The sequence below is a fragment of the Xanthomonas sp. NCPPB 3442 genome (genome assembly GCF_056725145.1).
In genome coordinates this window covers 3,309,038-3,333,416 of the sequence record NZ_CM161514.1, presented here as the reverse complement: position 1 = coordinate 3,333,416, position 24,379 = coordinate 3,309,038, and the positions used below count along the sequence as shown (strand labels likewise).

General features: G+C 66.8%; 20 protein-coding genes. 10 read left to right on the top strand and 10 right to left on the bottom strand.

Annotated elements, in window-relative coordinates; all coding sequences use genetic code 11:
• Positions 1-275: 275 nt before the first annotated feature.
• The gene (locus AC1POX_RS14400; protein WP_008573166.1) at positions 276-1,010 is read right to left on the bottom strand and encodes an SIMPL domain-containing protein; all 735 of its coding nucleotides are present in this window, start codon (positions 1,008-1,010) and stop codon (positions 276-278) included.
• Between the two features lie 138 nt (positions 1,011-1,148).
• On the opposite strand from AC1POX_RS14400, the gene AC1POX_RS14395 reads away from it, so the two are divergent.
• The 3 genes from AC1POX_RS14395 to AC1POX_RS14385 all read left to right on the top strand — a co-directional run bounded on the left by AC1POX_RS14395 (position 1,149) and on the right by AC1POX_RS14385 (position 7,281).
• A complete protein-coding gene (locus tag AC1POX_RS14395; RefSeq protein WP_011347998.1) occupies positions 1,149-1,721 on the top strand; it encodes a Maf-like protein in 573 nt (190 codons plus the stop codon).
• Positions 1,721-3,220, top strand: coding sequence for a ribonuclease G (rng, locus tag AC1POX_RS14390; protein ID WP_011347997.1), 1,500 nt, complete (start codon positions 1,721-1,723; stop codon positions 3,218-3,220). Before AC1POX_RS14395 ends, rng begins: the two co-directional genes overlap by 1 nt.
• Before the next feature lie 140 nt (positions 3,221-3,360).
• The gene (locus AC1POX_RS14385) at positions 3,361-7,281 is read left to right on the top strand and encodes a YhdP family protein (protein ID WP_372356305.1); all 3,921 of its coding nucleotides are present in this window, start codon (positions 3,361-3,363) and stop codon (positions 7,279-7,281) included.
• Positions 7,282-7,296: 15 nt separating this feature from the next.
• Here AC1POX_RS14385 and AC1POX_RS14380 read toward each other — a convergent pair whose 3' ends face one another.
• Entirely contained in the window at positions 7,297-8,049 is a 753-nt protein-coding gene (locus AC1POX_RS14380; RefSeq protein ID WP_218504588.1) for a DUF6065 family protein, read from the bottom strand.
• A 98-nt stretch (positions 8,050-8,147) separates the two neighbouring features.
• On the opposite strand from AC1POX_RS14380, the gene tldD reads away from it, so the two are divergent.
• Positions 8,148-9,593, top strand: coding sequence for a metalloprotease TldD (gene tldD / locus AC1POX_RS14375; RefSeq protein WP_011347993.1), 1,446 nt, complete (start codon positions 8,148-8,150; stop codon positions 9,591-9,593).
• A gap of 256 nt (positions 9,594-9,849) precedes the next feature.
• On the opposite strand, the gene yjgA is transcribed toward tldD, so the two are convergent.
• A complete protein-coding gene (gene yjgA / locus AC1POX_RS14370) occupies positions 9,850-10,431 on the bottom strand; it encodes a ribosome biogenesis factor YjgA (RefSeq protein WP_008573162.1) in 582 nt (193 codons plus the stop codon).
• 147 nt (positions 10,432-10,578) lie between these two features.
• On the opposite strand from yjgA, the gene pmbA reads away from it, so the two are divergent.
• Together pmbA and AC1POX_RS14360 are read left to right on the top strand one after the other, a co-directional pair.
• Entirely contained in the window at positions 10,579-11,946 is a 1,368-nt protein-coding gene (pmbA, locus tag AC1POX_RS14365; RefSeq protein WP_218503247.1) for a metalloprotease PmbA, read from the top strand.
• 326 nt (positions 11,947-12,272) lie between these two features.
• A complete protein-coding gene (locus AC1POX_RS14360) occupies positions 12,273-12,734 on the top strand; it encodes a DUF4870 domain-containing protein (RefSeq protein ID WP_031423388.1) in 462 nt (153 codons plus the stop codon).
• 69 nt (positions 12,735-12,803) lie between these two features.
• Here the strand turns inward: AC1POX_RS14360 and AC1POX_RS14355 are convergent, their stop codons facing one another.
• The 5 genes from AC1POX_RS14355 to AC1POX_RS14335 all read right to left on the bottom strand — a co-directional run bounded on the left by AC1POX_RS14355 (position 12,804) and on the right by AC1POX_RS14335 (position 18,903).
• Positions 12,804-13,892, bottom strand: a complete 1,089-nt coding sequence (locus AC1POX_RS14355; protein ID WP_372356304.1) for a M35 family metalloendopeptidase — start codon at positions 13,890-13,892, stop codon at positions 12,804-12,806.
• A gap of 461 nt (positions 13,893-14,353) precedes the next feature.
• On the bottom strand, positions 14,354-15,229 hold the full coding sequence (locus tag AC1POX_RS14350) for a polyprenyl synthetase family protein (protein ID WP_014090564.1): 876 nt from the start codon (positions 15,227-15,229) through the stop codon (positions 14,354-14,356).
• 1 nt (position 15,230) lies between these two features.
• A complete protein-coding gene (locus AC1POX_RS14345) occupies positions 15,231-15,491 on the bottom strand; it encodes an exodeoxyribonuclease VII small subunit (protein ID WP_003486852.1) in 261 nt (86 codons plus the stop codon).
• A 31-nt stretch (positions 15,492-15,522) separates the two neighbouring features.
• On the bottom strand, positions 15,523-16,827 hold the full coding sequence (gene tilS / locus AC1POX_RS14340) for a tRNA lysidine(34) synthetase TilS (RefSeq protein ID WP_372356303.1): 1,305 nt from the start codon (positions 16,825-16,827) through the stop codon (positions 15,523-15,525).
• 369 nt (positions 16,828-17,196) lie between these two features.
• Positions 17,197-18,903 carry an alkaline phosphatase family protein gene (locus AC1POX_RS14335; protein ID WP_071117675.1) on the bottom strand — a complete coding sequence of 569 codons (1,707 nt, stop codon included), beginning with the start codon at positions 18,901-18,903 and terminating at the stop codon, positions 17,197-17,199.
• A 143-nt stretch (positions 18,904-19,046) separates the two neighbouring features.
• Between AC1POX_RS14335 and AC1POX_RS14330 the strand changes: the two genes are divergently transcribed.
• The 3 genes from AC1POX_RS14330 to AC1POX_RS14320 all read left to right on the top strand — a co-directional run bounded on the left by AC1POX_RS14330 (position 19,047) and on the right by AC1POX_RS14320 (position 21,973).
• Positions 19,047-20,387, top strand: coding sequence for a dicarboxylate/amino acid:cation symporter (locus tag AC1POX_RS14330; protein WP_014090560.1), 1,341 nt, complete (start codon positions 19,047-19,049; stop codon positions 20,385-20,387).
• 9 nt (positions 20,388-20,396) lie between these two features.
• On the top strand, positions 20,397-21,233 hold the full coding sequence (locus tag AC1POX_RS14325) for a class I SAM-dependent methyltransferase (RefSeq protein WP_011347982.1): 837 nt from the start codon (positions 20,397-20,399) through the stop codon (positions 21,231-21,233).
• Positions 21,234-21,481: 248 nt separating this feature from the next.
• Positions 21,482-21,973: an acyl-CoA thioesterase gene (locus AC1POX_RS14320; RefSeq protein ID WP_014090559.1), complete on the top strand. Its 492-nt coding sequence runs from the start codon at positions 21,482-21,484 to the stop codon at positions 21,971-21,973.
• Between the two features lie 198 nt (positions 21,974-22,171).
• Here the strand turns inward: AC1POX_RS14320 and AC1POX_RS14315 are convergent, their stop codons facing one another.
• Positions 22,172-22,921, bottom strand: a complete 750-nt coding sequence (locus tag AC1POX_RS14315; protein WP_011347979.1) for a C40 family peptidase — start codon at positions 22,919-22,921, stop codon at positions 22,172-22,174.
• A 109-nt stretch (positions 22,922-23,030) separates the two neighbouring features.
• Complete coding sequence (locus tag AC1POX_RS14310) at positions 23,031-23,573, bottom strand: C40 family peptidase (RefSeq protein ID WP_011347978.1); 543 nt, start codon at positions 23,571-23,573, stop codon at positions 23,031-23,033.
• 109 nt (positions 23,574-23,682) lie between these two features.
• Here AC1POX_RS14310 and AC1POX_RS14305 point away from each other — a divergent pair, with 109 nt between their 5' ends.
• Positions 23,683-24,162: an FKBP-type peptidyl-prolyl cis-trans isomerase gene (locus AC1POX_RS14305; protein ID WP_014090558.1), complete on the top strand. Its 480-nt coding sequence runs from the start codon at positions 23,683-23,685 to the stop codon at positions 24,160-24,162.
• The last annotated feature ends 217 nt before the right edge of the window (positions 24,163-24,379 follow it).

The window sequence follows — 24,379 nt, the reverse complement described above, 5'->3', positions numbered from 1 at the left end:
GAAAGGACCAGCGCGAGCCGGACGCACATCACCATCCGGTGGCGTAGGTTTACCGCGACCTCTGCGCGGGCACAAGCGATTTCGAAGCGCTGGAGGTCGGCTGGTCGATTCGCCCCGATCGCATCGATCCGCACACATTTGGCGCGCCTGACTCGTGTCGGAAACGGGGCGTTGCCATCGCAAGAGGAGGCAACAAAAATTTTGGCTTGGCCATAAAAAAAACTGCCCTCGAGGAGGGCAGTCTGCAAAGCAAACCGAACGCGGTTGCGGTCAGGTCAACGCCCCAGCTCGAACGTCACATCCAGGTTGATCGACAAGGTGCTCTCGCCGGGGGCGACCGGGGTGTCCATCTCGGCCTTTGCCGAGCGCATCGAGGCGGCCATCATCATCGGGCGGACTGCGCCGCCGCTGCGGCCTTCGGAAATGCTGACGATGCGGCGCACCTTCAGCCCCAGCGACTTGGCGTAAGTTTCGGCGCGCGCCTGGGCCTTCTTCAGTGCGGCAACGCGGGCTTCGTCGTAGACCGGCTCGGGCTGGTCGATCGAAAAGCTGGGGCCGTTGATGTCGTTGGCGCCTTGCGCGACCAGGGCGTCGAGCACCTTGCCCAGGCGGGTGATGTCGCGCACCTTGAGGCTGACCGTGTTGCTGGCCTGGTAGCCGTTGATCTTGGGCGCTTCGTTTTCCTTGTAGGTGTACTGCGGGCTCAGATTGATGCCGCTGGTCTGTACGTCTTTGTCGGCGATGCCGGCAGCTTTGACCGCGGCCATGACCTTGCTCATCTGTTCGGCGTTCTGGCGCATGGCGGCGTTGCCGTCGGCGGCCTGGGTGACCACCCCGGCAGACAGCGTGGCGATGTCCGGCACACGCTTGGCTTCGGCCTCGGCCGAGACGTTGAGCAGGGTGCCGTCGCTGGGAATGGTGTAGCTGGACGCAGGTTGGGCGTGGGCAGTCATGGCGGTTCCGGCAGCGATGGACAGGGCCAGCAACAACGGCTTGAGATGGGTACGCATGAGATCTCCTTGTCTGTGTGGCGAGCGTGTTGGCAGCTCGATGAATATGTTGTGAGTCGAGCACGACAGCGCCGTCGGCAACGGTGTGTGCGTTCACCAGGCAAGCGGGCGAGTGCGGGCAACAGGTATGCTGGACGGATGCTCTATCTCGCTTCCCGTTCGCCGCGCCGACAAGAACTCCTGCAACGCCTGGATGTGCCGTTCCAGACGCTGCAACTGGATGTGCCCGAGCTGCGCGCAGCCGATGAATCGCCCGACCAGTACGTGCAGCGCGTTGCGTTGGAGAAGGCGCATGCCGGGCTGGCGCTGGTACAGGCCGCCGACCCCGACGCCATCGTGCTGGGCTCCGATACCGAGGTGGTGCTGGGCGAGCGGGTGTTCGGCAAACCGGTCGATGTGGACGATGCCGTTGCCATGCTGCGCGCGTTGTCCGGGCGCACCCACCAGGTGCTCACGGCGGTGGTTCTAGTCTGCGCACAGCGGGCGCCGGCCCAGGCATTGGTGGTGTCGGAGGTTACCTTCGACACGCTCGATGATGCGCAGATCGCCGCTTACGCCGCCTGCGGGGAGCCGATGGGCAAGGCTGGCGCCTATGCGATCCAGGGCCGCGCCGAACGCTTCATCCGCCATCTGTCCGGAAGCTATTCCGGCGTGATGGGATTGCCGCTGTACCACACCTCGCAGTTGCTCACAGCCTTCGGAGCGCATTGATGTCGGAAGAGATTTTGGTCAACGTCACCCCGCGCGAGACCCGTGTGGCGGTGATCGAGAACGGCATGCTGCAGGAACTGCACATCGAGCGCGGCTGGCGCCGGGGCGTGGTGGGCAATATCTACAAGGGCAAGGTGCAGCGGGTGATGCCGGGCATGCAGGCTGCCTTCGTCGAAGTGGGGCTGGAGCGTGCCGCGTTCCTGCACGCCAACGACGTGGTCCGTCTGGCACCGGCACCAGCCAGCGTGGTCGATACCGAAGAAACCCCGATCCCGCCGCCGCCGCCGGCCTCGGTGCCGATCGTGGAGCTGCTGCGCGACGGCCAGGAGATCGTGGTGCAGGTGGTCAAGGATCCGATCGGCACCAAGGGTGCGCGGTTGACCACGCAGATCAGCATCCCTTCGCGCTATCTGGTGCTGCTGCCGCAGTCCAAGGTGGTTGGGGTGTCGGCGCGCATCGAAGACGAAGCCGAGCGGCTGCGCCTGAAGACCATCGTCAGCGAGGTCTCGGCCCAGCATGGCGGCTTCGGCTACATCATCCGCACCAATGCCGAAGGCCAGCCGGCCGAGGCGCTGGCCGAGGACATCGCCTACCTGTCGCGGGTCTGGAACGTGGTCGAGCGCCGCGGCCGCGAAGCGCCGCCGTGCAGCATCATCTACGAAGACCTGAGCCTGCCGCTGCGCGCGGTGCGCGACCTGATCCGCCGCGACGTGGAAAAAGTCAAGGTCGACTCCAACGAGACCTTCGTGCAGCTGCAGGCATTCGTGGCCAAGTACATGCCGGTGCTGGCCGAGCGGCTGGAGCTGTACACCGGCGACCGCCCGATCTTCGACCTGTACGGGGTCGAAGACGAGATCGGGCGCGCGCTGAACAAGCAGGTGCCGCTCAAATCCGGCGGCTATCTGGTGATCGACCAGACCGAGGCGATGACCACCATCGACGTCAATACCGGCTCGTTCGTCGGTCAGCGCAACCTCGAAGAAACCGTCTTCCGCACCAACCTGGAAGCCGCGCAGGCGGTGGCGCGGCAACTGCGCCTGCGCAACCTGGGCGGCATCATCATCATCGACTTCATCGACATGGACGATGCGGAGCACCGCCGGCAGGTGCTGCGCACCCTGGAAAAAGCGCTGGCGCGCGATCATGCCAAGACCACCGTGTACGAGTTCTCGCCGTTGGGCCTGGTGGAGATGACCCGCAAGCGCACCGTCGAAAGCCTGGAGCGCCAGCTCTCGGAAACCTGCGGCCAGTGCGGCGGGCGCGGCACCATCAAGACCGCCGAAACGGTGACCTACGAAATTTTCCGCGAGATCACCCGCGCCGTGCGCCAGTTCGATGCCGCGCGCCTGTTGGTGATCGCCTCGTCGAAAGTGGTCGCCCGCATCACCGAGGAAGAGTCCGCCGCCGTGGCCGAACTGGAAGAGTTCCTCGGCAAGAGCATCCGCTTTCAGTCCGACGACCAGTACCTGCAGGAGCAGTTCGATGTGGTGCTGCTGTGAGTTCGGGATTGGGGATCCGGGATTCGGGATTTGTAAAAGCCGGCCCCGTCATGATGTGCGGCCAGCAGGAGCGTTGACGTTACCGTGCTTGGACACGCTGTAACCAATCCCGAATGCCCAATGCCCAATCCCCGCTCCTGATGCCCACCCCGCTGCGCCGCCGTCTTCGTCTGTTTCGCCGCTATGCGATCACCGCCTGCGCGCTTGCGCTGGTGGCGGTCGCGTTGTTGGTGGGCGCGGCCAGCCAGGCGCTGCCGTTGGCCGAGGAACACCCGCAGCAGATTGCGCAGTGGCTGAGCCAGCGTGCCGGTCAGCCGATTGCGTTCGACCGGCTGCAGACCGAATGGACCCGGCGCGGTCCGCTGCTGCGGCTGGATGGGCTGCGTATCGGTCCGCACGGCGAGGTGCGCGTCGGCCAGGCCGAGGTGCTGTTGGCGATGTACGCCGGGTTGCTGCCGGGCCATTCGCTGACCGAAATACGCCTGCGCGGCCTGGCGCTGACCTTGCAGCGCAGCGACGACGGTGTGTGGTCGGTCCAGGGCATGCCCAGCGGCGGAAACTCCGATCCGTTGGATGCGCTGCGCCGGCTGGGCGAGATCCAGCTGGCCGAAGCCCGACTGCACGTGGCCGCGCCTTCGATCGGCCTGGACACCACGCTGCCGCGCATCGACCTGCGCCTGCGCGTCAGCGGCTCGACGGTGAAGGTGGGCAGCCGTAGCTGGATCGATCTCAAGCGCGCGCCGCTGACGGCGGTGCTGGAATTCGATCGCGACAGCGGCGACGGCAGCGCTTATGTGCAAGCCGATCCGGCCGACCTGTCCGCATGGGCGTCGTTGCTGCAGTTCGGCGGAATGCGCGTGGAGGGCGGTGGTGGGCGCTTGCAGGCCTGGGCGCAATTGCGCGCACGCCGGATCGCTGCAGTGAGCGTGGATGTCGACCTGCAGCAGCTCCGCCTGTCCGGGGCCGCGCTGCCGGACGAGACCGCGCGGCGCACGCTCACCTGGGAACGGCTGCAGGCGCGTGCGCGCTGGCAGACCATCGATGGCGGCTGGCGCGTGGACGCGCCGCTGCTGCGCCTGGGCCCGGCAGCGCAACTGCAGCACCTGGACGGGCTGAGCATTGCCGGCGGGCGCCGCTATGCGGTGGTGGGCAAGCATGTGGATGTCTCGGGCCTGATCGCAGCTGCCGCCTTGAGCGAGCAGTTGTCGCCCGCTTTGCGGCGTTGGCTGAGCCTGTCCAAACCGCAGCTGCGCGTGGCCGACCTGCAGGTCGCCGGCGAGCCAGGCGGCGCGCTGCGCGCGCGGGGCCAGATCGAAGCGTTGGGATTTCTGCCGGTGGGCAATGCGCCCGGCATCAGTGGCCTGCGCGGCACCCTCGATGGCGATGCGCAGGGCGTCGAGCTGGACCCCGCGCCCGACGCCACGCTGCGTTTCGATTGGCCGACCGGCTTCGGCGTGGTGCACGAGATCCAGCTGGCCGGCAAGATCGTCGGTTGGCGCGAAGGCGCGGGCTGGCAGGTCGCCACTCCGGCGTTGCGCGTGCAGGGCAAGGATTACGGCGCCAACGTGCGTGGCGGGCTGTGGTTCCAGGGCGATGGCAGCCGCCCGCGCATGCAGCTGGCGGCCCAACTGGACGATGTGGCGCTGCCGGTGGCGCGCAAGTTCTGGATCCGCTCCAAGATGAGCGAGGCCGCCATCGACTGGCTCGACATGGCCGTGGCCGGCGGCACCGTCACCGGCGGCACTGGCCTGGTCAGCGGCGATCTGGACGATTGGCCGTTCGACAACAACGACGGGCGCTTCGAAGCGTTCGGGCAGATCCGCGATGGCGTGATCCGCTTCCAGCCGGACTGGCCGGCGATGGAGCAGGTCCAGGCCAACCTGAGCTTCATCGGCAACGGCTTCTCGCTGCAAGGGCAGGGCGATCTGGCCGGTACCCCGGTCGCGCAGCTGGAAGCGGGTATTCCCAGCTTTGCCACCTCCGAACTGTACGTGCGCGCATCCACGCAGGCCGATGCGGCGCAACTGCTCGGCATGTTGCGCAAGAGTCCGCTGGAGCGGCGCTATGGCGACACCTTGCGCAATCTCACCGTGTCCGGGCCGGCCGCCGTGACCTTCGACCTGCTGCGCCCCTTGCGGACGCATGGTGCCGGTGGCCATCTGCAGGGCACGGTGGCCCTGCAGGGCGCCAAGCTGGCCGACGCGCGTTGGGACCTGGCCTTCGACCAGGTCAGCGGGCAGGCCGAGTATCGCGACACCGGCTTTGCCGCCGAGCGGCTGAGCGTGCAGCACGAAGGCCGCAGCGGCGAATTATCGTTGCGCGCCGGCGGGTTGGTGCAGGACCCCAGGCAAGCTTTCGAAGCACGTCTGGGCGCCACCCTGGATGCCAGGGAACTGTTCGACCGTGCACCCCAGATGGAATGGCTGCGCCCGTACGTGCATGGCAGTGCGCCCTGGCAGGTGGGCGTGGATGTGCCGCTGCCGCCGCCGGGGCAGACCGATGCGAATGCGGTGCTGACGCTGCGCTCCAATCTGGTCGGCACCACGCTGGATCTGCCCGCGCCGTTGGACAAGGCAGCCAGCGAGCCATTGGACACCCGGGTCAGGGTCGCGCTGCCGCTGGGCGATGGCGACATCGATGTGGGGTTCGGCAAGCTGGTGGCGCTCAAGGCCAGCAGCCATGGCGCGCAGACCGGCGTGCGTGTGGTGATGGGCACCGATACCGTCACCGAACGGCCACCCGCCAACGGGCTGGTGGTGACCGGCCGCGCCGCCTCGCTGGATGCGATCGACTGGATCAGCCTGGCGCGCGGCAGCAGCGGCGACGCCGACATGCCACCGTTGCCCGGCCAGCCGGCCGTGCCCGTCAAAGACCCGATGCCGTTGCAGCAGGTGGATGTGCAGGCAGACCGGTTGCTGATGATCGGTGGGGTGTTCCCGCAGACGCGTCTGCGTCTGCGCCCCACCCGCGATACGGTGGCGGTGACGCTGGACGGCCCCTCGCTGGCCGGCCAGCTCACCGTGCCCAATGCCGACGGCGCAACGGTGCAGGGCACGTTGAAGACCGTGCACTGGCAGCCGGTGGAGGCGCCTGCCGAGCCGGCCGCGCCCGAGCCCGGCGACCCATTGGCAGGCGCGTTGCCGGAGCCCGCGCGTCGTGCCGTGGCCGAATTCGACCCGGTGTCGATCCCGCCGCTGGCGCTGGATATCGACGATCTGCAGATCGGCAAGATGACCTTCGGTGCGGCCACCCTGCGCAGCAGCCGGCTCACCGATGGCATGCAGGTGGATCAGCTGCAACTGCGCTCGGACGATCAGAACATCGGCCTCACCGGGGCCTGGCGCGGCAAGGGCGAGGCGGCCAGCACGCGGTTGTCGGCGCGCGTGGACAGCCGCAACCTGGGCAATCTGCTGCAGAACCTCACCCTGGGCGGCCAATTGCGCGGCGGCGAAGGGCAACTGGAGCTCAATGCCGGCTGGCAGGGCTCACCAACCGGTTTCGCGCTCGGCTCGCTGGACGGCAACCTCAAGGTCGATGTGCGCAATGGCCAATTGCTGGAAGTGGACCCGGGCGCCGGCCGCGTGCTCGGTCTGCTGAGCGTGGCGCAGCTGCCACGCCGGTTGATGTTCGACTTCCGCGATTTCTTCTCCAAGGGGCTGGCCTTCAACAAGCTGGCCGGCGAGGTGCGCTTCGGCGAGGGCTTCGCGCGGACCGATGCCATCCGCATCGAAGGCCCGGCTGCCGACATCGCGATCCGAGGCCAGACCGACCTGCGCGCGCAGACCTTCGACCAGACCGTGGACGTGAACCCCAAGGCCGGCAACCTGCTGACCGTGGTCGGCGCAGTGGCCGGCGGCCCGGTGGGGGCCGCCGTCGGCGCAGCGGCCAACGCGGTGCTCGGCAAACCGCTGGGTGCGATCGGTGCCAAGACCTATCACGTCACCGGGCCATGGAAAGACCCGCAGGTGGACGTGGTGGAGCGCGAGGCGCGCGAGCGGGCGCCGAGCAAACCGGCCGCCCCCTCCGGCAGGTCCGGCAAGGCAGATCCGACGCAGCGCTGACGGACTCCGTCGGCCTCACTCTGCGGGCGCGTCCTCGCTGCCGGCACGGGTAAACATCGGCAGGCGCAGTCGCGACCGATGTCCCGGCACTGGCGGCTGCCCAGGTGCGGCCACACCAAGAAAATAGCCACGCTGCCATTTCTCGCGTGCCGCCGCCGATTGCGCATCGGGCAGTTCGTCCAGGAAGCGCGTGCGGCTGGATGTCCAGTCGGCGTGTTGCTGCGCCAGCTGCGGCGCTTCGGAAAGCGGCTTCCACTGCGGCTGCACCTGCTCGATCAACTGCCGCTGCAGCGGGAACAGATGACAGAACGGTTCGCCCGCCTCGAAGCGCACCCGCCCGGGCCGGGTGAAGCGCCAGTTCATGGTGAAGGTGTGCGGGCTCCAGTCGGTTTCTACCATGCCGCTCAGCGCGCCGATGCCGTCCTTGGGCCGGTTCAATGGACCGGTGACGAACAGGTCGATGCCGGTGTCGGTGCGGAACAGGCACGGTACGTGGAAGGTCAGCACGCCATAGCCGAAGTGGCTGATCGCCGGTGCCTGCGTGTCGGCATCGGCGCTGATGCTGATCGCCGCCAGTGCGTCGCTGCCGTCCCAACTGGCCTCGAAACCGGACTGGCACAGCAGCTCCCAGCCATGCGCATTGGCGATCGCCAGCGGCAGGCAGCGGTAGGCGTAGCGCTGGTCGGTGGCATCCATCCACGCGCGCTCGTGCGGGGCAGGGCGGATGTCCAGCGTATGGCCATCCAGGACGTAGGCGATGAGCTTCATGCGCGGGCGATCGGTGAAGAACTGGCCAGCGATGATAGCCGCGCGCATGTTCAGCCGAACGACTTGTCTCCCCGGCGCGCGGGCCCCATCCTGACCACATGACCGATAACGCTCTCACTCTGGCCGAAACCCGGCTGCTGCTTCCTTCCGGCCTGGACGCCGGCCATCTCGACCGCACCTTCGGCGCCCTGCTGGGCCCGGGCATCGACTTCGGCGATCTGTATTTCCAGCATTCGCGGCGCGAGAGCTGGAGCGTGGAAGACGGCATCGTCAAGGACGGCGCGCATTCCATCGAACAAGGCGTGGGTGTGCGCGCAATCGCCGGCGAAAAAACCGGCTTCGCCTATTCCGACGACATCCACCGCGATGCCCTGCTCGAAGCGGCACAATCCGCGCGCGCGATCTCGCGCGAGGGCGGGGCGCAATCCACCCGCGCGCTGGTACGCGGCAATGGCCGTGCGCTGTACCCGGCCACCGATCCCATCGACGACATGGACAGCGCCACCAAGGTGGACCTGCTGCGCCGGATCGACCAGTTCCTGCGCGCTGCCGACCCGCGCGTCAAGCAGGTGATGGTGAGCCTGTCCGGCGGCGTGGACACGGTGCTGATCGCCCGCAGCGACGGCGTGCTGGCAGCAGACGTGCGGCCGCTGGTGCGCTTGAACGTGCAGGTGATCGTCGAACAAGGCGGCCGGCGCGAATCCGGTTATTCCGGCGGCGGCGGCCGCTATGGCTATGCCGAACTGTTCGCCGACGGCCGCCCGGAAGGGTTTGCGCGCGAAGCGCTGCGCCAGGCGCTGGTGAATCTGGACGCGATCCCGGCGCCGGCCGGGGTGATGCCGGTGGTGCTTGGCCCGGGCTGGCCCGGCGTGCTGTTGCACGAGGCGGTGGGGCACGGCCTGGAAGGCGACTTCAACCGCAAGGGCACCAGCGTCTACGCCGGCCGCATCGGCGAGCGCGTGGCCTCGCCGGGCGTGACCATCGTCGATGACGGCACCCTTGACGGGCGCCGCGGCTCGCTCAATATCGACGACGAAGGCACGCCCAGCCAGTGCACCACGCTGATCGAAGACGGCGTGCTGGTGGGCTACATGCAGGACAGCCACAACGCGCGCCTGATGGGCGTGGCGCCCACCGGCAATGGCCGCCGCGAATCGTTCGCGCACCTGACCATGCCGCGCATGACCAACACCTACATGCGCGCCGGCCAGCACGACCCGGAAGAGATGATCCGCTCGGTCAAGAAGGGCATCTACGCGGTGAACTTCGGTGGCGGCCAGGTCGACATCACCAGCGGCAAATACGTATTTTCGGCCACCGAGGCCTACCTGATCGAAGACGGCAAGGTCACCGCACCGGTCAAGGGCGCCACCCTGATCGGCAACGGCCCGGAAACCATGCAGAAGGTGCGCATGATCGGCAACGACCTGGCGCTGGACGAAGGCGTGGGCGTGTGCGGCAAGGACGGGCAGAGCGTGCCGGTCGGCGTCGGCCAGCCGTCGCTGCTGATCGACGGCATCACGGTTGGCGGAACGCAGGCTTGAGATGCGGGGAATCGGGAATCGGGATTTGGGAATCGTAGCGGCAGGAGCGCAAAGCAGTGCGTCAGGCCTTTGCGATGCACTGGTCCCGATGCGCTTGCGGCATCGGGATTTGGAGGTCGTCGCAGCGGCAGTCCGTTGCCGTGTGTCTGGCGCTTACGGCGCGTCGACCTCGATGCGTCGCAGCAGGAATTGGCGGTGGAAGTCGGGCCGGTCTGCGATCACTGCCGGGCGACTGCGCCGCCGCTTCCGTGAATCCTTACTCGTCGCCTTCCGCCGCCGACTCGTCGTCTTCCAATCCCGAATCCCCACGCTCCAATCCCTGCTCTTGAGACAGCTCCCGCAGCACCTGGAACAGTTCGCGGTAGGCGCGCGGGGGCTTGTTCTTGGCACGTTCGTGGATCGCGTTGCGCACCAGTTGACGCAGTTGCTGGCGATCGGCGGCCGGGTAGGCTTCCAGCAGTTCGGCCAGCGCCACGTCGCCTTCGGCCAGCAGGCGTTCGCGCCAGCGTTCGACCCGGTGGATCGCCGCCACTTCGCGGCGCGCGGTATCGCTGTTGGCGTCCAGCGCATCGCGGATCGCGGCCAGGGTCTGCTCGTCCTCGCGGCGCATGTGCTTGGCCAGAAACGCCAGCTGCCGCTTGTGCGCAATATGCGAGGTGATGCGCTTGCTCTCTTCGATATGCGGGATCAGCGATTCGGGCACCGGCAACTTGGCCAGCTGCGCCGGGGTCAGCGCCACCAGCTTTTCGCCCAGGTCGAAAATCTCCAGCGCCTCGCGCCGCTGCTGGCTGCGGCTGGCGCCACGAAATTCACCGGTCTCTTCATCGCGTCCGCGCATTGCCACCACATCCCGAAACTTGGTTGATAAACATCTGCGGCCTCGAACGGCCGGGCGTCGGCGGAACAACTCCGCACCGAATTCAAACATTCCGGTCATGGATGGCCGGGCTTTCGCGGACGGATCCGCGTTTCCAAGGATAAAGCATTGAACGCACTCTCCTCCGAAATCCGCGTCACCGACGACAGCCTGCAGCGCCTGGATGCGCTCACCGACATCTCCCAGCGCCTGCTCGAGCGCGCGCGCGCCGCCGGCGCCACGCAGGCCGAAGTCAGCTGCAGCGAAGAGCGCGGCTTGGACGTCAATGTGCGGCTGGGCGCTGTAGAGACGGTCGAATCCACGCGCGATCGTGGCATTGCGGTCACGGTCTACTTCGGCAAGCGCAAGGGCAGTGCCAGCACTGCCGACCTGCAGGATTCAAGCCTGGAATCCACCGTGGCGCAGGCCTGCGCGATCGCCCGCTTCACCGAAGACGACGTGGCCGCCGGCCTGGCCGACCCGGAGTTGATGGCGCGCGAGTTCCCCGAGCTGGACAGCTGGCATCCGTGGGCGCTGGACGCCGATACCGCCGTGGATCTGGCGCTGGCCTGCGAAACCGCCGGCCGCGACGCCGACGCGCGCATCAGCAACTCCGACGGCGCCTCGGCCAGCACCGGGCTGAGCCTGTCGGTGTACGCCAATTCGCATGGCTTCATCGGCCGCGAGCGCGGTACCCATCATTCGATCAGCTGCGCGCTGATCGCCGGGCAGGGCGACGGCATGCAGCGCGACGGCTGGTACAGCAGTGCACTGGCACGCGAAGACCTGGAAGCGCCCGACGCCATCGGCCGCCATGCCGCCGCGCGTACCGTGGCGCGCTTGCAGCCGCGTTCGCTGCCCACCGGTCAGTTGCCGGTGCTGTTCGCTCCGGAAGTGGCGCGCTCGCTGGTCGGCCACCTGCTCGGCGCGGTGTCCGGCGGCGCGCTGTATCGCCGTGCCAGCTTCCTGCTCGACAGCGTCGGCAGCACGTTGTTCCCGGACTGGTTCAACATCGAAGAGCTGCCGCACCTGCGCCGCGGTTTGCGCTCGGCCGCCTTCGACGGCGAAGGCGTGGCGACGCGGCGTTCGGCGCTGATCAGCGACGGTGTGCTGCAGCGCTATGTGCTGGGCAGCTATTCGGCGCGCAAGCTGGGCCTGCAGACCACCGCCAACGCCGGTGGCGTCCACAACCTGCAGGTCACCGCCAATGCGGGCGATCTGGCGTCGATGATTGCCGGCATGTCGCGCGGCCTGCTGGTCACCGAACTGATGGGCAACGGCGTCAATCCCGTCACCGGCGACTATTCGCGCGGGGCCGGCGGCTTCTGGATCGAAAACGGCGTGATTGCCTACCCGGTCGATGGCCTGACCATCGCCGGCAATCTGCGCGACATGTTCGCCGGCATCGAAGCGGTGGGCAGCGATGTCGACCCGCGCTCGCACGTCAAGATCGGCTCGGTGCTGATCAACCGCATGACGGTGGCAGGCGACAGCTGAGCGGTACCGCTGTGTCGGCTTCCCCGGTTTCCGGGCGGCTTGTCGTGTAGGCGCACGCCTCACGAGCCGCCGCTCGCACCTGACGATGCATCTGCGTAACGCCGAAGCGGGCAGGTCACGGTCACCGCCGCTGTCTCCGATGCGATATGCGCAATGGGGTATGGATCTTGCGGCGGCGCGCGCGACGTGCGACCGCTACCTACGCACCTTGCGACGCGCGTGAATAAGCCCTCTGCGTCTTGTGGGCGGCACCCGCTCGCACTAAGGCAGGGTGGTCTTTTTCGCCATGGCGCGGCCGATTGCAGCCATGGCCGGGCCGCGCACCCATGTCTTTCCGCACTGGTGGCTGGCTGAATCGTTGCTATAGTCCGCCGCACCACAACCATGCACGGGGAGACATGATGAGCGAATTCGAATCGCACGCCGCACCGCCACCGCCACCGGTCAGCACCAGTCCGTCGGAGGAGCGTACGCTCGCGCTGGCCGCGCATCTGCTCGGCATCGTGACCTCGTTCGTCGGTGCGTTGGTGATCTGGTTGATCAGCAAGGACGCCAGCCCGTCCAAGCCGTTCGCGACCGATCAAGCCAAGGAAGCGCTGAATTTCCAGATCACCGTGCTCATTGCCACCGTGGCAGCGATCATTCTGACCATTGTCTCGTTCGGCATCCTGTTCTTCTTGCCGACGCTGGTGTGGATTGCCAACCTGGTGCTGTGCATCCTGGCCGCTGTCAAGGCCAACAACGGCGAGCATTACCGTTACCCGTTCGCGCTGCGCCTGATCAAGTAACCGGCGCGGTGGAAGCGACAAAGGCCCGGCAGCGATGCCGGGCCTTTGTCGTATCAGGCGATGGAGCGATCAGTTCTGCGCCGGGGTGTTTTCGGCGAAATACTCATGGCTGTCGGCGTTGGTGATGGCCTGCGCCGGGTTGCTGATCGCCAGGCTGCGCGCGCCGGACTGGCCATAGACGCGATCCTGGGTGCCGGCAACGACCGTGAAGTGACTCATCTCGTGTACCAGCGTGCCGGCCTTGGAGTCGGTGCCGGTGGTCGATGCACTCCAGAACGCATTGCAGACATAGATTTCGTAAGGTGCATTGGCGTAGACGTACGCGAAGGCACTGTCGGTGCAACCGCAATTGATGGTGATCTGGCCGTTGTTCTGGTCCAGCGCATTGTCGATGTTGACGAAGTTGGAGCTGACCCGGCTGTAGCGCGAGGCGTTATAGGCACCAAACCAGGTGGTGTAGCGCGCGCCGGTGCTGCCGGCATTGAGGTAGTTGCGCGCGTTCTGCGAGTAGTTGCGCGCGGCAGTCACCGCGCTGCCGGCCTGGCTGGTGCGGGTGGTGCTGCAGTTGAGGTAATTGATGCCGTTGACCACGGCGGTCGGGCCGACTGCGAGCTGGCGCTGTACGCCACGGTTGACGCCGTCCAGCCACACGGTGAGCGGGGTGCTGGTGGCCACGGCCGGCTCGCCGCTGGCGGCTTTCATCAGGCTGCCGTCGGAAAAGGAGGCGTACTGCAGCGCCGAGCGCACCTGGATGGTGTAGTTGCCGCTGGTGGACAGATCGTAGGCGCCGGCCAGATCGACCTCGCCCTTCACGCTCTGGCCTGGCTGCAGGATGGTGAAATCGGCGGCCTTGGGCAGGCCGCGCTTGACCAGGCGCCCGGTGTAGTCCACCGGCTTGCCGTCACGGCTCACTTCCAGAATGCCGTTATCCAGCGACTTCAGCGGCAGCTGGTACGTCGGCACGCGTGCGGTCTGGCTGCCGTTATTGGTGACGGTGACGGCGATCTTGCCCTGATGACGCCCAGCCTGGTCGGCCACTGGCGACAGTTCGATGGTCAACGGAAGCGGACCGCGCACGGACTGCGCCTGGGCCGATCCGAGGACGCCAACAACGGCCAGCGTGCCTGCTGCAAACGATGCGAGAAAAACGTTCTTCACCAGTGACTCTCCGTGTGATCGGGGGATGTCCGCGGATGCGGGCAAGCCAAACCTAGGCAGGACGAGCGGACGCGACAAGTTATTCAATTGCGAATATTTTTGTTCGTAGCGAACTTATGAACGCCGCTGAAATAGCACGAATGTCGACAATTCAGCTTTAAAATGTGCGATCGGTCATGTGCTGCAACTCCGAATGTGTCAACGCATGACACAAACGCAGCCAAGAAAAGTTGCAATGTGTGACCCAGTTCGCCGCTTGCACGCCCCCGATGCAGACGTTGACCGTGCGCTGGCGCACGGAGTGCGCAAATCGTGTCCGGCGCGTCCGCTCTATGTCGCAAATCGTCCAGATGTGGCTGCGCGAGCCACCAGCGCGCCATTGCGGCACGCGGGAAACTTCAGATCGATTCGGGCATCGGCCGTTCCCGCTCGCTGCGGTGTAGCGGCGTTGGCAACTGCGCCTAGTGCGCGCGGTTCACCGCAAACCGGCCCAAGGTGGCCAACGTCTCGCCTGGTTGCCCATAGGGCTGCAGGACGTCGTGCATGCGCGCGGCCAGCTCGGCCAGCTTCGCCTTGGCGCCATCCATCCCCAGCAGGGCGGGGTAGGTGGATTTGGCTTGCGCCGCGTCCTTGCCGGCGGTCTTGCCCAGCTGCGCCGAGCTCGATTCCACATCCAGGATGTCGTCGCGTACCTGGAAGGCCAGGCCCAAGGCGTCGGCAAATTCGTCCAGACGCTGCTGGTCGGCTGCCGCGGCGCCTCCGGTGAGTGCGCCCATCCGGACCGCCGCACGGATCAACGCGCCGGTCTTGAGCGCATGCATACGTTGCAGATCCTGCAGCGACTGCAGTTGCCCGGTCGCATCGATATCCAGCGCCTGGCCGCCGCACATGCCGGCCGCGCCCGCAGCAGTGGCCAGGCTCTGCATCCAGCTGACGCGCAGTTCGGCGCTGGCAGAGGCAGTGGCGAGTAATTCGAACGCGCGTGTCTGCAAGGCGTCGCCGGCCAGAATCGCGGTGGCCTCATCGAAGGCGATATGCACGGTGGGCTGGCCGCGCCGCAGCGCGTCGTCGTCCATCGCCGGCAAGTCGTCGTGCACCAGCGAATAGGCGTGAATCAGCTCTACCGCCACCGCGGGCGTGTCGAGCTGATCCTCAGCAGCGCCGAACAAAGCGCCGCTTGCGTAGACCAGCAGCGGACGCATGCGCTTGCCCCCGCCCAGCACGGCATGGCGCATCGCTGCATGCAGGCGCTGCGGCGCATGCGTGGCGCGCGGCAGGCCGGCCTCCAGGCTGCGTTCGGTGCGGGCGATCCAGTGGTCGAACAGCGCCGAGCTCATCTCAGCCGTCCAGCGACGGCGGTTCGAAGGCTTCGGCAAGCTCGGGGCGGGCGGGGTCGGTCAACAAGCGCACGCGCAGTTCGGCCTGTTCCAGCGCCTGCTGGCAATCACGGTACAACCCGATGCCGCGCTCGTAGGCCGTGAGCGATTGCTCCAGGCTCAGATCGCCGACTTCCATCTTCTGCACCAGTTGCTCGAGTTCTTCCAGCGACTGTTCGAAGCGGGCAACCGGGGACGTTTCGTTCAAAGACTTCTTGGCCATCGCTAAAGTGTGCGGCGCGCGCGCAGGCGGGTCAATTCGCGTCGGCAGCCGCGCGCCATTGCAACGCGGCGGCATTGGTCTGCAACCATGCGTCCAAGGTGGCGGAAATGATGCAGTCGCCGGCGGCGAGCACCTGCGTGCCGTCCCACAGGATCGGCAGGCGCCCGCGCTCCCACGGCGGTAGATCCAGCGCCTGCAGCAGGTGTTTGAGTTGGTGTGAGTGCGTGCGCTGCGGCAGCACGATGCGCTCGCCGCCCCGGCGTGCGCGCACCAGCAGCGGTTGCGCAAAGCGCAGCCCGGGTGCGCCGAGCAACCGCAACTGCGCACCGTCGGGCAGGTGCAGGGGCGCTGCGCCGTCCCACTGCGCGTGCCAGTCCGACGGCCAGGCCGCAGCGGGGCGGTGCAGAAACAGGCACTGGCGCCAGCGGCGTACTTCTACCTGTTGCCACGCAAAGCAGGCCTGCCGATCTGCAGCGTGATTGTCGATTTCCCGTTCCAGCGCGGCCACGCCTTGCGCAGGCAGCGGCGGCGCGTGCGCCGCACTCACCCAGGCGCGCAACAGCCGTGCCCTTCGTTCCACCGGTTGCGCGCGCAATGCCTGCAGATCCAGCGCGCCGCTTGCGGTCCGCACGCTCGGCAACAACGCCATGTCCTGCTGCAGCAGTAATGCGCTGGCATCGGCGCTCAGTTGCGCACTGCGCGCCAACGCGTCGGGTGCTTGCGGCCAGCGTTGCTGCAGCAACGGCACGACCTGGCTGCGCAGGAAGTTGCGGTCATGGCGTGGGTCGGCATTGCTGGGATCTTCGATCCAGCGCAACCCTTGCGCATGCGCGTAGGCGAGCAGATCGGCGCGGGCGTGCGCCAGCATCGGGCGCCACAGCGTGCCGCTGGCGAATGGGCGCTGCGGCCGCATCGCCGCCAGGCCTTCGGGGCCGGACGCACGCAGCGCACGCAGCAGGAAGGTTTCCGCCTGGTCGTCGCGATGGTGCGCCAGCGCCAGCCATTCGCCAGCAGTGAGCGCCTGCGCGAACGCCGCATGGCGCGCGTGGCGTGCTGCCGCTTCCAACCCAAGACCGCTGTCGCGTGCCACCTGCACCCGCACGATCTGCAACGGCACCTGCAGCGTGTCGCAGGTGCGTTGGCAATGCGCGGCCCAGGCATCGGCATCGGCATGCAGCCCATGATGCACATGCAGCGCGCGAAATCCTGCGTGCCGATAGCGTGGCGTCGCCGCCAGCAGATGCAGCAGCACGCTGGAATCCATCCCGCCGCTATAGGCCAGCAGCACCGGGCCGGGCGGGGTGGCTGGCAACAGGAGCGGGGTGCCGGTCAGCATAGGCGCAATCTCGCAGCGGCTCCTGCGCGCTCGGCGAGCAGATGCCATCCCTGCTGCGTGATTGCGTGTCGGCCGCCTGCCCGGGGTGTTCTCTGCTTGGGACCCATCGACGATTCCGTCGTTCCCGGCGCCCCGTAGCGCGAACAACCGTGCGCAGCTGCAGTCTGGGCTGCAACGTGCTGCCGTGCGCGGTCACCGCATCGTTCCGCTACGGCCCATCCGAGCACCACACCAACGGCTGGGGACTGCGGCTGTTCGCAGGCGCGATTGCACATGGCGGTGGCGACGCCAGGCGGGCAGGTCGAGCGGCGATGCGGCAACCGCATCACGCGCCAGCTCGCCCGCCATCGCCGCAGCGCCGCCCGCGCATCAGCGCTTGACCGCAGCCTCGAAGGTGGCCGGCCTGGGCAATTCCACCGGCACGCCGGCGGCATCGCAGGTGCCTGCCTTGCACAGGCGCTCGCGCAAGCGCGGGGTGGCCTGGACGATGACGTGGTAGATCACGTTCTCTTCCAGCGTGCCGCGGAATGCCGCGCTGCCGGGGCCGGTGGCCCAGATGCCGACATCTTCGCCGCCGTGGCTTTCGGATTTGGTCGGCACCAGCGCTTCCTGCATGTAGCTGGGGGCCTCGGTGTCGACGTGGGTCAGGTCCGGGCGGCCGGCGGCCGGCTCGCTGCTGCTGGGTTCGTGCGGATATTTCTTGGGGCCGGCCGGCTGCGCATTGCTGGCACCGGTGTAGCCGGGACCGTTGGCGTAGCTGAGCGTGGTGTATGGCTGGCCGGCCAGGTCGGTGGCCAGCTGGCTGCGGTCGCCTTCTTCGCCGCCGGTGCCGCGCACCTTGCCCAGGATCGGGTTGCCGCGCACCGGGTAGCCAACAAAGTTGAGCGTGTGCGAATGGTCGGCAGTCACGATGATCAGCGTGTCCGCTGGCGCAGTCTGCACGGCAGCGCGTACGGCATCGGACAGCGACACGGTTTCGTCGAGTGCGCGGTAGGCATTGCCGGCGTGGTTGGCGTGATCGATACGGCCGCCTTCGACCATCAGGACGAAGCCATTCGGGTCGCGCGACAGCGACTGGATCGCGGTGCGGGTCATTTCGGTCAGGCTGGGCTCGCCCTGCGGGGTGCGGTTGCGGTCGTGGTCGAACTGCATGTGGTCCGGCTCGAACAAGCCCAGCAGCGCCGGTGCACCGGACGCTGCCTGCAACTGCTGCTCGTTCCAGACATAAGCGCCCTGCGGGTGCGCCTGTTTCCATTCGGACACCAGATCGCGGCCGTCCAGGCGCAGGCCCACCTTGTCGTCGTATTCCGGGTCGCGCTCCTGCACGCTCTGGAACTGGCTGCGTCCTCCGCCCAGTACCACTTGCGGGCCTCGGCCGTAGCGGGCGGTGGAGAGCAATTGCTGGGCGATGTCCTGGCAGCCGGCAGCACGGGCCGATTCGGGAAGGTCGGTGTCGTTTTCCCAATTGCGGTCCGGCGAATGCGCATAGGTTGCCGCCGGCGTGGCGTGGGTCAGGCGCGTGGTGGTGACGATGCCGGTGGCCATGCCGGCGCTGTCGGCCAGCTGCAGCCAGCTCAGCAGGCCCTTGTTCAAGCTGTCGGCACAGTCGCTGCGGTTGCCGCTGCTGACCCCGATCGCGCCCATGTGCGACTTCACGCCGGTGGTGATCGCGGTCATGGTGCCGGCCGAATCCGGCGTCTGCGAGTCGGTGTTGTAGGTCTTGCTGAAAGCGGTGGCGGGGAATTGTTCCCACGACAACAGGTTTTCTTCGCCCGGCCCGCCCTTGCGCTGGCCGTCCAGGATGCGGGCGGCGGCGACCGTGGTCAGGCTCATGCCATCGCCCAGGAACAGGATCACGTTGCGCGCCTTGCCGGCCATGGCGCCGTTGCCGGCGGCACGGGCGGCGCCCGAGCGGTACCACCACTGCGGGGTTTCGCCCGCCGGGTGCGCCACCGGCGGTACCTCCACGCGGACCGACGCGGGTGCGGAGGTGCTGCTGCCGGTCGTGGAGGCGCAGGCGGCGACGCACAGCGTGGTCAGGGCGGCGAGGGTAGGCAGGCGGTAACGCATCGGCATCGAACTCGTGGCTGAATCAATCCCCATTATGCCGCGCTGGGTGGTGTCACACCGATGACACAGCGCTGTTCCAGCGGTGGTCTCGCGGGCAGGGCAGCCCTGGGCTATGGTGCATGCACTTTCCCCCCGGAAGATTCGACGACATGAAACTGGTTGCGGCGTGGTTGCGCATTCCGTTCTGGCAACGCGTGGTGGCCGGCTTCGTCCTCGGCGCGCTGGTCGGCTGGGCCATGGGCCCGGCGGCCGATGTGTGGTTCGGTCCCCTGGGTGACCTGTACGTCACGCTGATCAAGATGATCGCCATCCCGCTGGTGTTCTTCGCGGTGATCAATGCGATCTCGTCCTTGCACGGGCAAAAGTCGGTTGCCGCACTCGGTGGACGCACGTTTTTATGGTTTGTCATCACCGCAGCATTGGCGGTGGGCGTGGGCCTGGCGGTCGGCACGATCATGCAGCCGGGCGCCGGCCATTTCAGTCTGAGCGTGGATTCGGCCTGGAAGCCGCGCGATGTGCCAAGCCCGGTCCAGGTGCTGCTGGATGTGGTGCCGTCCAATCCGTTCTACGCACTGACCGGCATCGGCACCAAGACCAACGCGGCCGGCGAAACGGTGCTGGCGGCGGGGCGTGGCTCGATCCTGCCGGTGATCTTCTTCGCCGCGTTGCTGGGCTTTGCAATGGTCAAGCTCGGCGAGCGGGTGGCCGAGGCGCGCAAGCTCACCGGGCAGATGAGCGACATCATGATTCAGGTGACGCGCTTCGTGCTGGAAATGACTCCGCTCGGCACCTTTGGCCTGATCGCTGGCCTGGTCGGCAGCTACGGCTTTTCGAAACTGCTGCCGTTCGGCAATTTCGTCCTGGCGCTGTATGTGGCCTGCGCGATCCACATTGTGGTGGTCTACAGCAGCCTGTTGCTCGCACATGGGCTGAACCCGTGGAAGTTTTTCCGCGGTGCCGCGCCTGGCATGCAGGTGGCGTTCGTCAGTTCGTCGAGCTTTGCGGCAATGCCGGTGGCAATGCGTTCGATCACGCATAACCTGGGGGTCAGCAAGGATTACGCCGCATTCGCGGTACCGCTGGGCGCCAGCATCAAGATGGATGGCTGCGGCGCGATCTTTCCGGCGTTATGCGCGGTGTTCATCGCGCAATACACCGGCGTGCCGCTGACCGCCAACCAGTATTTCGTGGTGCTGATCGCCTCGGTGCTCGGCAGCTTCGGCACGGCCGGCGTACCGGGCACGGCCGTCATCATGGCGACGGTGGTGCTGAGTGCGGCCAATCTGCCGCTGGAAGTGATCGGCTACCTGTATGCGATCGACCGCATCCTGGACATGATGCGCACCATGACCAATGTCACCGGGCAGATGCTGGTGCCGGTGCTGGTGGCCAAGGAGACCGGACTGCTCGACAAGCGCATCTACGACTCCGCCTCCACCAATGTGGGGCTGGAAGAACCGCCGGCCGACAGCGCCAGACCACTGCGCTGAGGCGGCTTGATGCGTGCCGGATCTCCACTCCTGCGCGAACGGCTGCAGCAGCTGCCCGAGCTGCAGCGCATGGATGGCGTGTTCGTGCAGCGCGGCTTGGCCGACGACCCCTTCGAGACGCGCTATCTGGAGATCCGGCGCAAGGAAGGCCGGCTGTACACCGATGCGCAGGTGCGCAGCCTGCCGCGTCCGGGCGGAAAACTGGCGGCAACGCTGGAATGGCGCGTGCGCGCGCTGTCGAGCAGTTTGCTGGTGCAGCACCTGGACACGCATGCCGGCGAGGGCGCCATCCTCGAACTCGGTTGCGGCAATGGCTGGCTATCGCACTTGCTGGCGCAGTCGCTGCAACGCGAGGTCTGCGGCATCGACGTCAATCGCACCGAGCTCACCCAGGCCGCACGCGTATTCGGCCATGCGGCGCGCCTGAGTTTCATCGCTGGCGACATCCAGACCGTGGCACTGCCGCGCGACGTATTCGACATCATCGTGCTACCCGCCTGCGTGCAATATTTTGCTGATCCTGGCGCGTTGATCGAGCGTTTGCTCGCGCATCTGCGCGAGGATGGCGAGCTGCATATTCTCGATAGCCCGCTCTACGCCACGCCGCAACGCGGCCAGGAGAGTGCCGCACGCAGCCTGCGCTACTTCACCGAGCTGGGCGTCCCGGAGCTGGCCGCGCATTACCACCAGCATACCTACGCGACGTTCGAGCGCTTTGCGGTGCAGTGGTTGTTCGACCCGCGTTGTTGGAGTGCCTGTGCGCGAAAGGCGCTCAGCGTGTCGCAGCCACATTTCCCATGGCTGTGTCTGCGCAAGCGGGACAACCCTGGGGTGCTTGGCGGTTGAGTGTGCTTGTGGGTGTTGTCTGATGACGCCGGGCAGTGTGCGTCGGGCGATCTGGCGATGACGCTGCTCACGCTCGCATGTGAATTTCAAGGCATCCGGCACTCGCTGATGGACAGCAATGGCAACGAGGGGTGTGCCGGCCGATGTTCGTAGGCGCTCACGTCGACCGGTACGGCCATCGCGTCGCGGGTACGACGAGCTTCAACCACATGGCACACTTCCAGCTCATCCATTGACGAGGGCGGGCGGTGATTGGCCAACAGCGTGATCTGACATTTCGTTTTCTGGCCGAGCCCAGCGACGTCAACTTCGGCGGCAAGGTGCATGGCGGCGTGGTGATGAAGTGGATCGACCAGGTTGGTTTTGCCGCCGCCAGCGGTTGGAGCGGGCATTACTGCGTCACCGTGGCGGTGGGCGGCATCCGGTTCGTGGCGCCGGTGCGCATCGGCGATCTGGTGGCGGTGTCGGCCAAGCTGGTCTACACCGGCCGCAGCAGCATGCATTTGGCCATTGACGTACGCGCGCGCAGTCCGATGGGAGGCGATTCGCGCCTGTGCACGCATTGCATCATCGTGTTCGTGGCGATGGACCCGGACGGGGTCACCCCGGTCGAAGTGCCGTCCTGGCGGCCCGACACCCCGGAAGATCAGCGCCTGGCCGAATATGCGCTCAAGGTGATGGAGTTGAGCAAGGGCATCGAGGACACCATGGCGCGGTACAAGGCCGACACGTCGCAGTAAGCCGCGTACGGGTAGGTCGTCTGGCCCGATGACAGCGTATGCGGCGCGGGCGGCGTGGCTTCTGGTGCGCCTGGCACGTGGGCCGGTAGGCGCCGAGAGCCTGCGCAGTCGCACACGGACGTCGCGGCCGGGTTCCGCACAACAAAAAGGCCGCGAGATCGTCGCGGCCTTGCTTGACTGAGTCCGGGCAACCGAGCGTTACAGCACGCGACGCGCCTGGATGAACTTCTCGCTCCAGTAGCCGCTCGCCAGCGAATCCACGCGCACGTCCTTGCCGCGGCTGGGCGCGTGCAGGAACTTGCCGTCGCCGACCACCAGGCCGACATGGTCGATACGACCGCGCTTGCCGAAGAACACCAGGTCGCCAGCCTTCAGCGCGCTCGGGTCCTTGATCAGTTCGGCCGATTCGTCGCGGGCGATGTCGCGCGAGACGCGCGGCAGGTCGATGCCGAGCGCAGTCTTGAACACATAGCCGACCAGGCCGCTGCAATCGAACCCTTCGGTGGACTCGCCGCCCCAGACATACGGAGTGCCGAGCAGGGCCATGGCGCGCTGCAGGATCACCTGCACGCGGCTGTCGGCCACGGCGTTCTGGGCCGCATTGGCTGCGCTCTGCGACACGTCGTAGTTGGCAAGCAGGCGGCTGAGATCGCCGGCGAACATTGCCGAGCGGTCCATCAGCGGAATGGCGTCGTTGGCAGCCAGGTGCGGAAGCAGGGCGGCCAGTGTTGCAGTGGCAGCGGCGTCGGCGCGACTACGGGTTGCGGCTTTCTCGGCGGCGACGGCGCTGTCAGGCGTGGTCGTCTGCGAAGCGGATGGCGTGCTGCTGGCGGTCTGCGCGAATGCGGGAAGTGCTGCAATCAAGAGAGCGGTGGCGCATAGCAGGCGGAGCGGTTTCCGGGGCGGAAGCGGTGCGGCGCCAGTTTTGATCTGTTCGTCGTTCGTCACGCGGGAATCACAGTTCTGCTGTCGATGCGAGATGATGCCCTGGTGAAAGAATCGTTACGTTCAAAAAAAGTTAACTTTCCGTTTTATGACTTGTGATCTACGTCGCATTTCAGTGCAAAACCCGCTTCGAACCTGAATAATGGTCACGCCAGTAAGCTCCATCAAGGAAATCCAGGCGGACCGTACCGCCCGTGGTAGGGGCATGCACGAAGCGGCCTTCACCGACATAAATGCCAACGTGGGTCACGTTGCCGCCGGAGCCGAAAAACACCAGATCGCCGGTGGCAAGTCGCTCGGGCGGAATGCGCGGGCCCTGAATTGCGGCCAGTTCGCGGGAGGTGCGCGGTAGCGCCAGCGCCAATACATCCCGGTAGACATAGGTGACCAGCCCGCTGCAGTCGAACCCGGTCTCCGGCGTGTTGCCGCCGAACCGGTATGGGGTGCCCACCAACCCCAGCGCGCGCATCAGGATGTTGTTGGCGGCGGCCGGGTCGGCCGGCGTTACCTGCGGCCACACGCGCGTTGTCGGCGGTGGCGCGGCCGGGCGCTGAACCGGCGTGTGCGACGAACAGCCCCCCAGGAGCAGCAGGCCCAGCAACAGGCTGGCCGCGGCGCAACGGGCGCGGGCGGCGAAAACTGGCGTGATATGCATGGAGCCGGGATAATGGGCGGTTCGAAAGGTCGCCATGATGGCGGCGCACCCGGCGGCCGACAAGCCGTCCTCAACCGTCTGCCACCGGGCAGCCCATTCAGAGCCAGGCATGAAGATCGAAAAAGACAGCGTCGTCCGCTTCCATTACACCGTTTCGGAGATCGGCCAGGAGCCGATCGAGAGCTCCAAGGAGCGTGACCCGTTGGCGATCATGATCGGCCACGGCAACATCATCCCGGGCCTGGAAGCGGCCATGATGGGGAAGGAGGCCGGCGAGAGCTTCGGCGTGGACGTCAAGGCCGCCGACGCCTACGGCGAATACCGCGAAGGCCTGAGCCAGCGCGTGCCCAAGAAGCATTTCGGCGCCACCAAGCTGGTGCCCGGCACCCAGGTCGTGCTGCAGACCAACTTTGGCCCGCGCGCAGTGACGGTGCAGAAAGTCGGCATGAGCGTGGTCGATGTGGACCTCAATCACCCCATGGCCGGCAAGGATCTGCATTTCGACGTGGAGATCGTCGAAGTGCGTGAAGCCACCGCAGAAGAACGCGACCACGGCCATGTGCACGGCGACGGCGGTCATCACCACTAAGGGTGGGGCACGCGCTCGCATGGCGGTTGGACGGGTGGGACGCCTGCGCGCCACTGACGTAGGCCGGTCATCCGGCGCTGCGCTGGCGCATGCAGTCCACGCGCATGTCGGCCCATCCGTGCGGTTTGCCGCGGCGCGTGCATGATTGCTGTTCCTGACGGCCCGCCCCATCGGCGGGCCGTTTGCATTCTGCGGCGCGTGCCGCCGTATCTGGTTG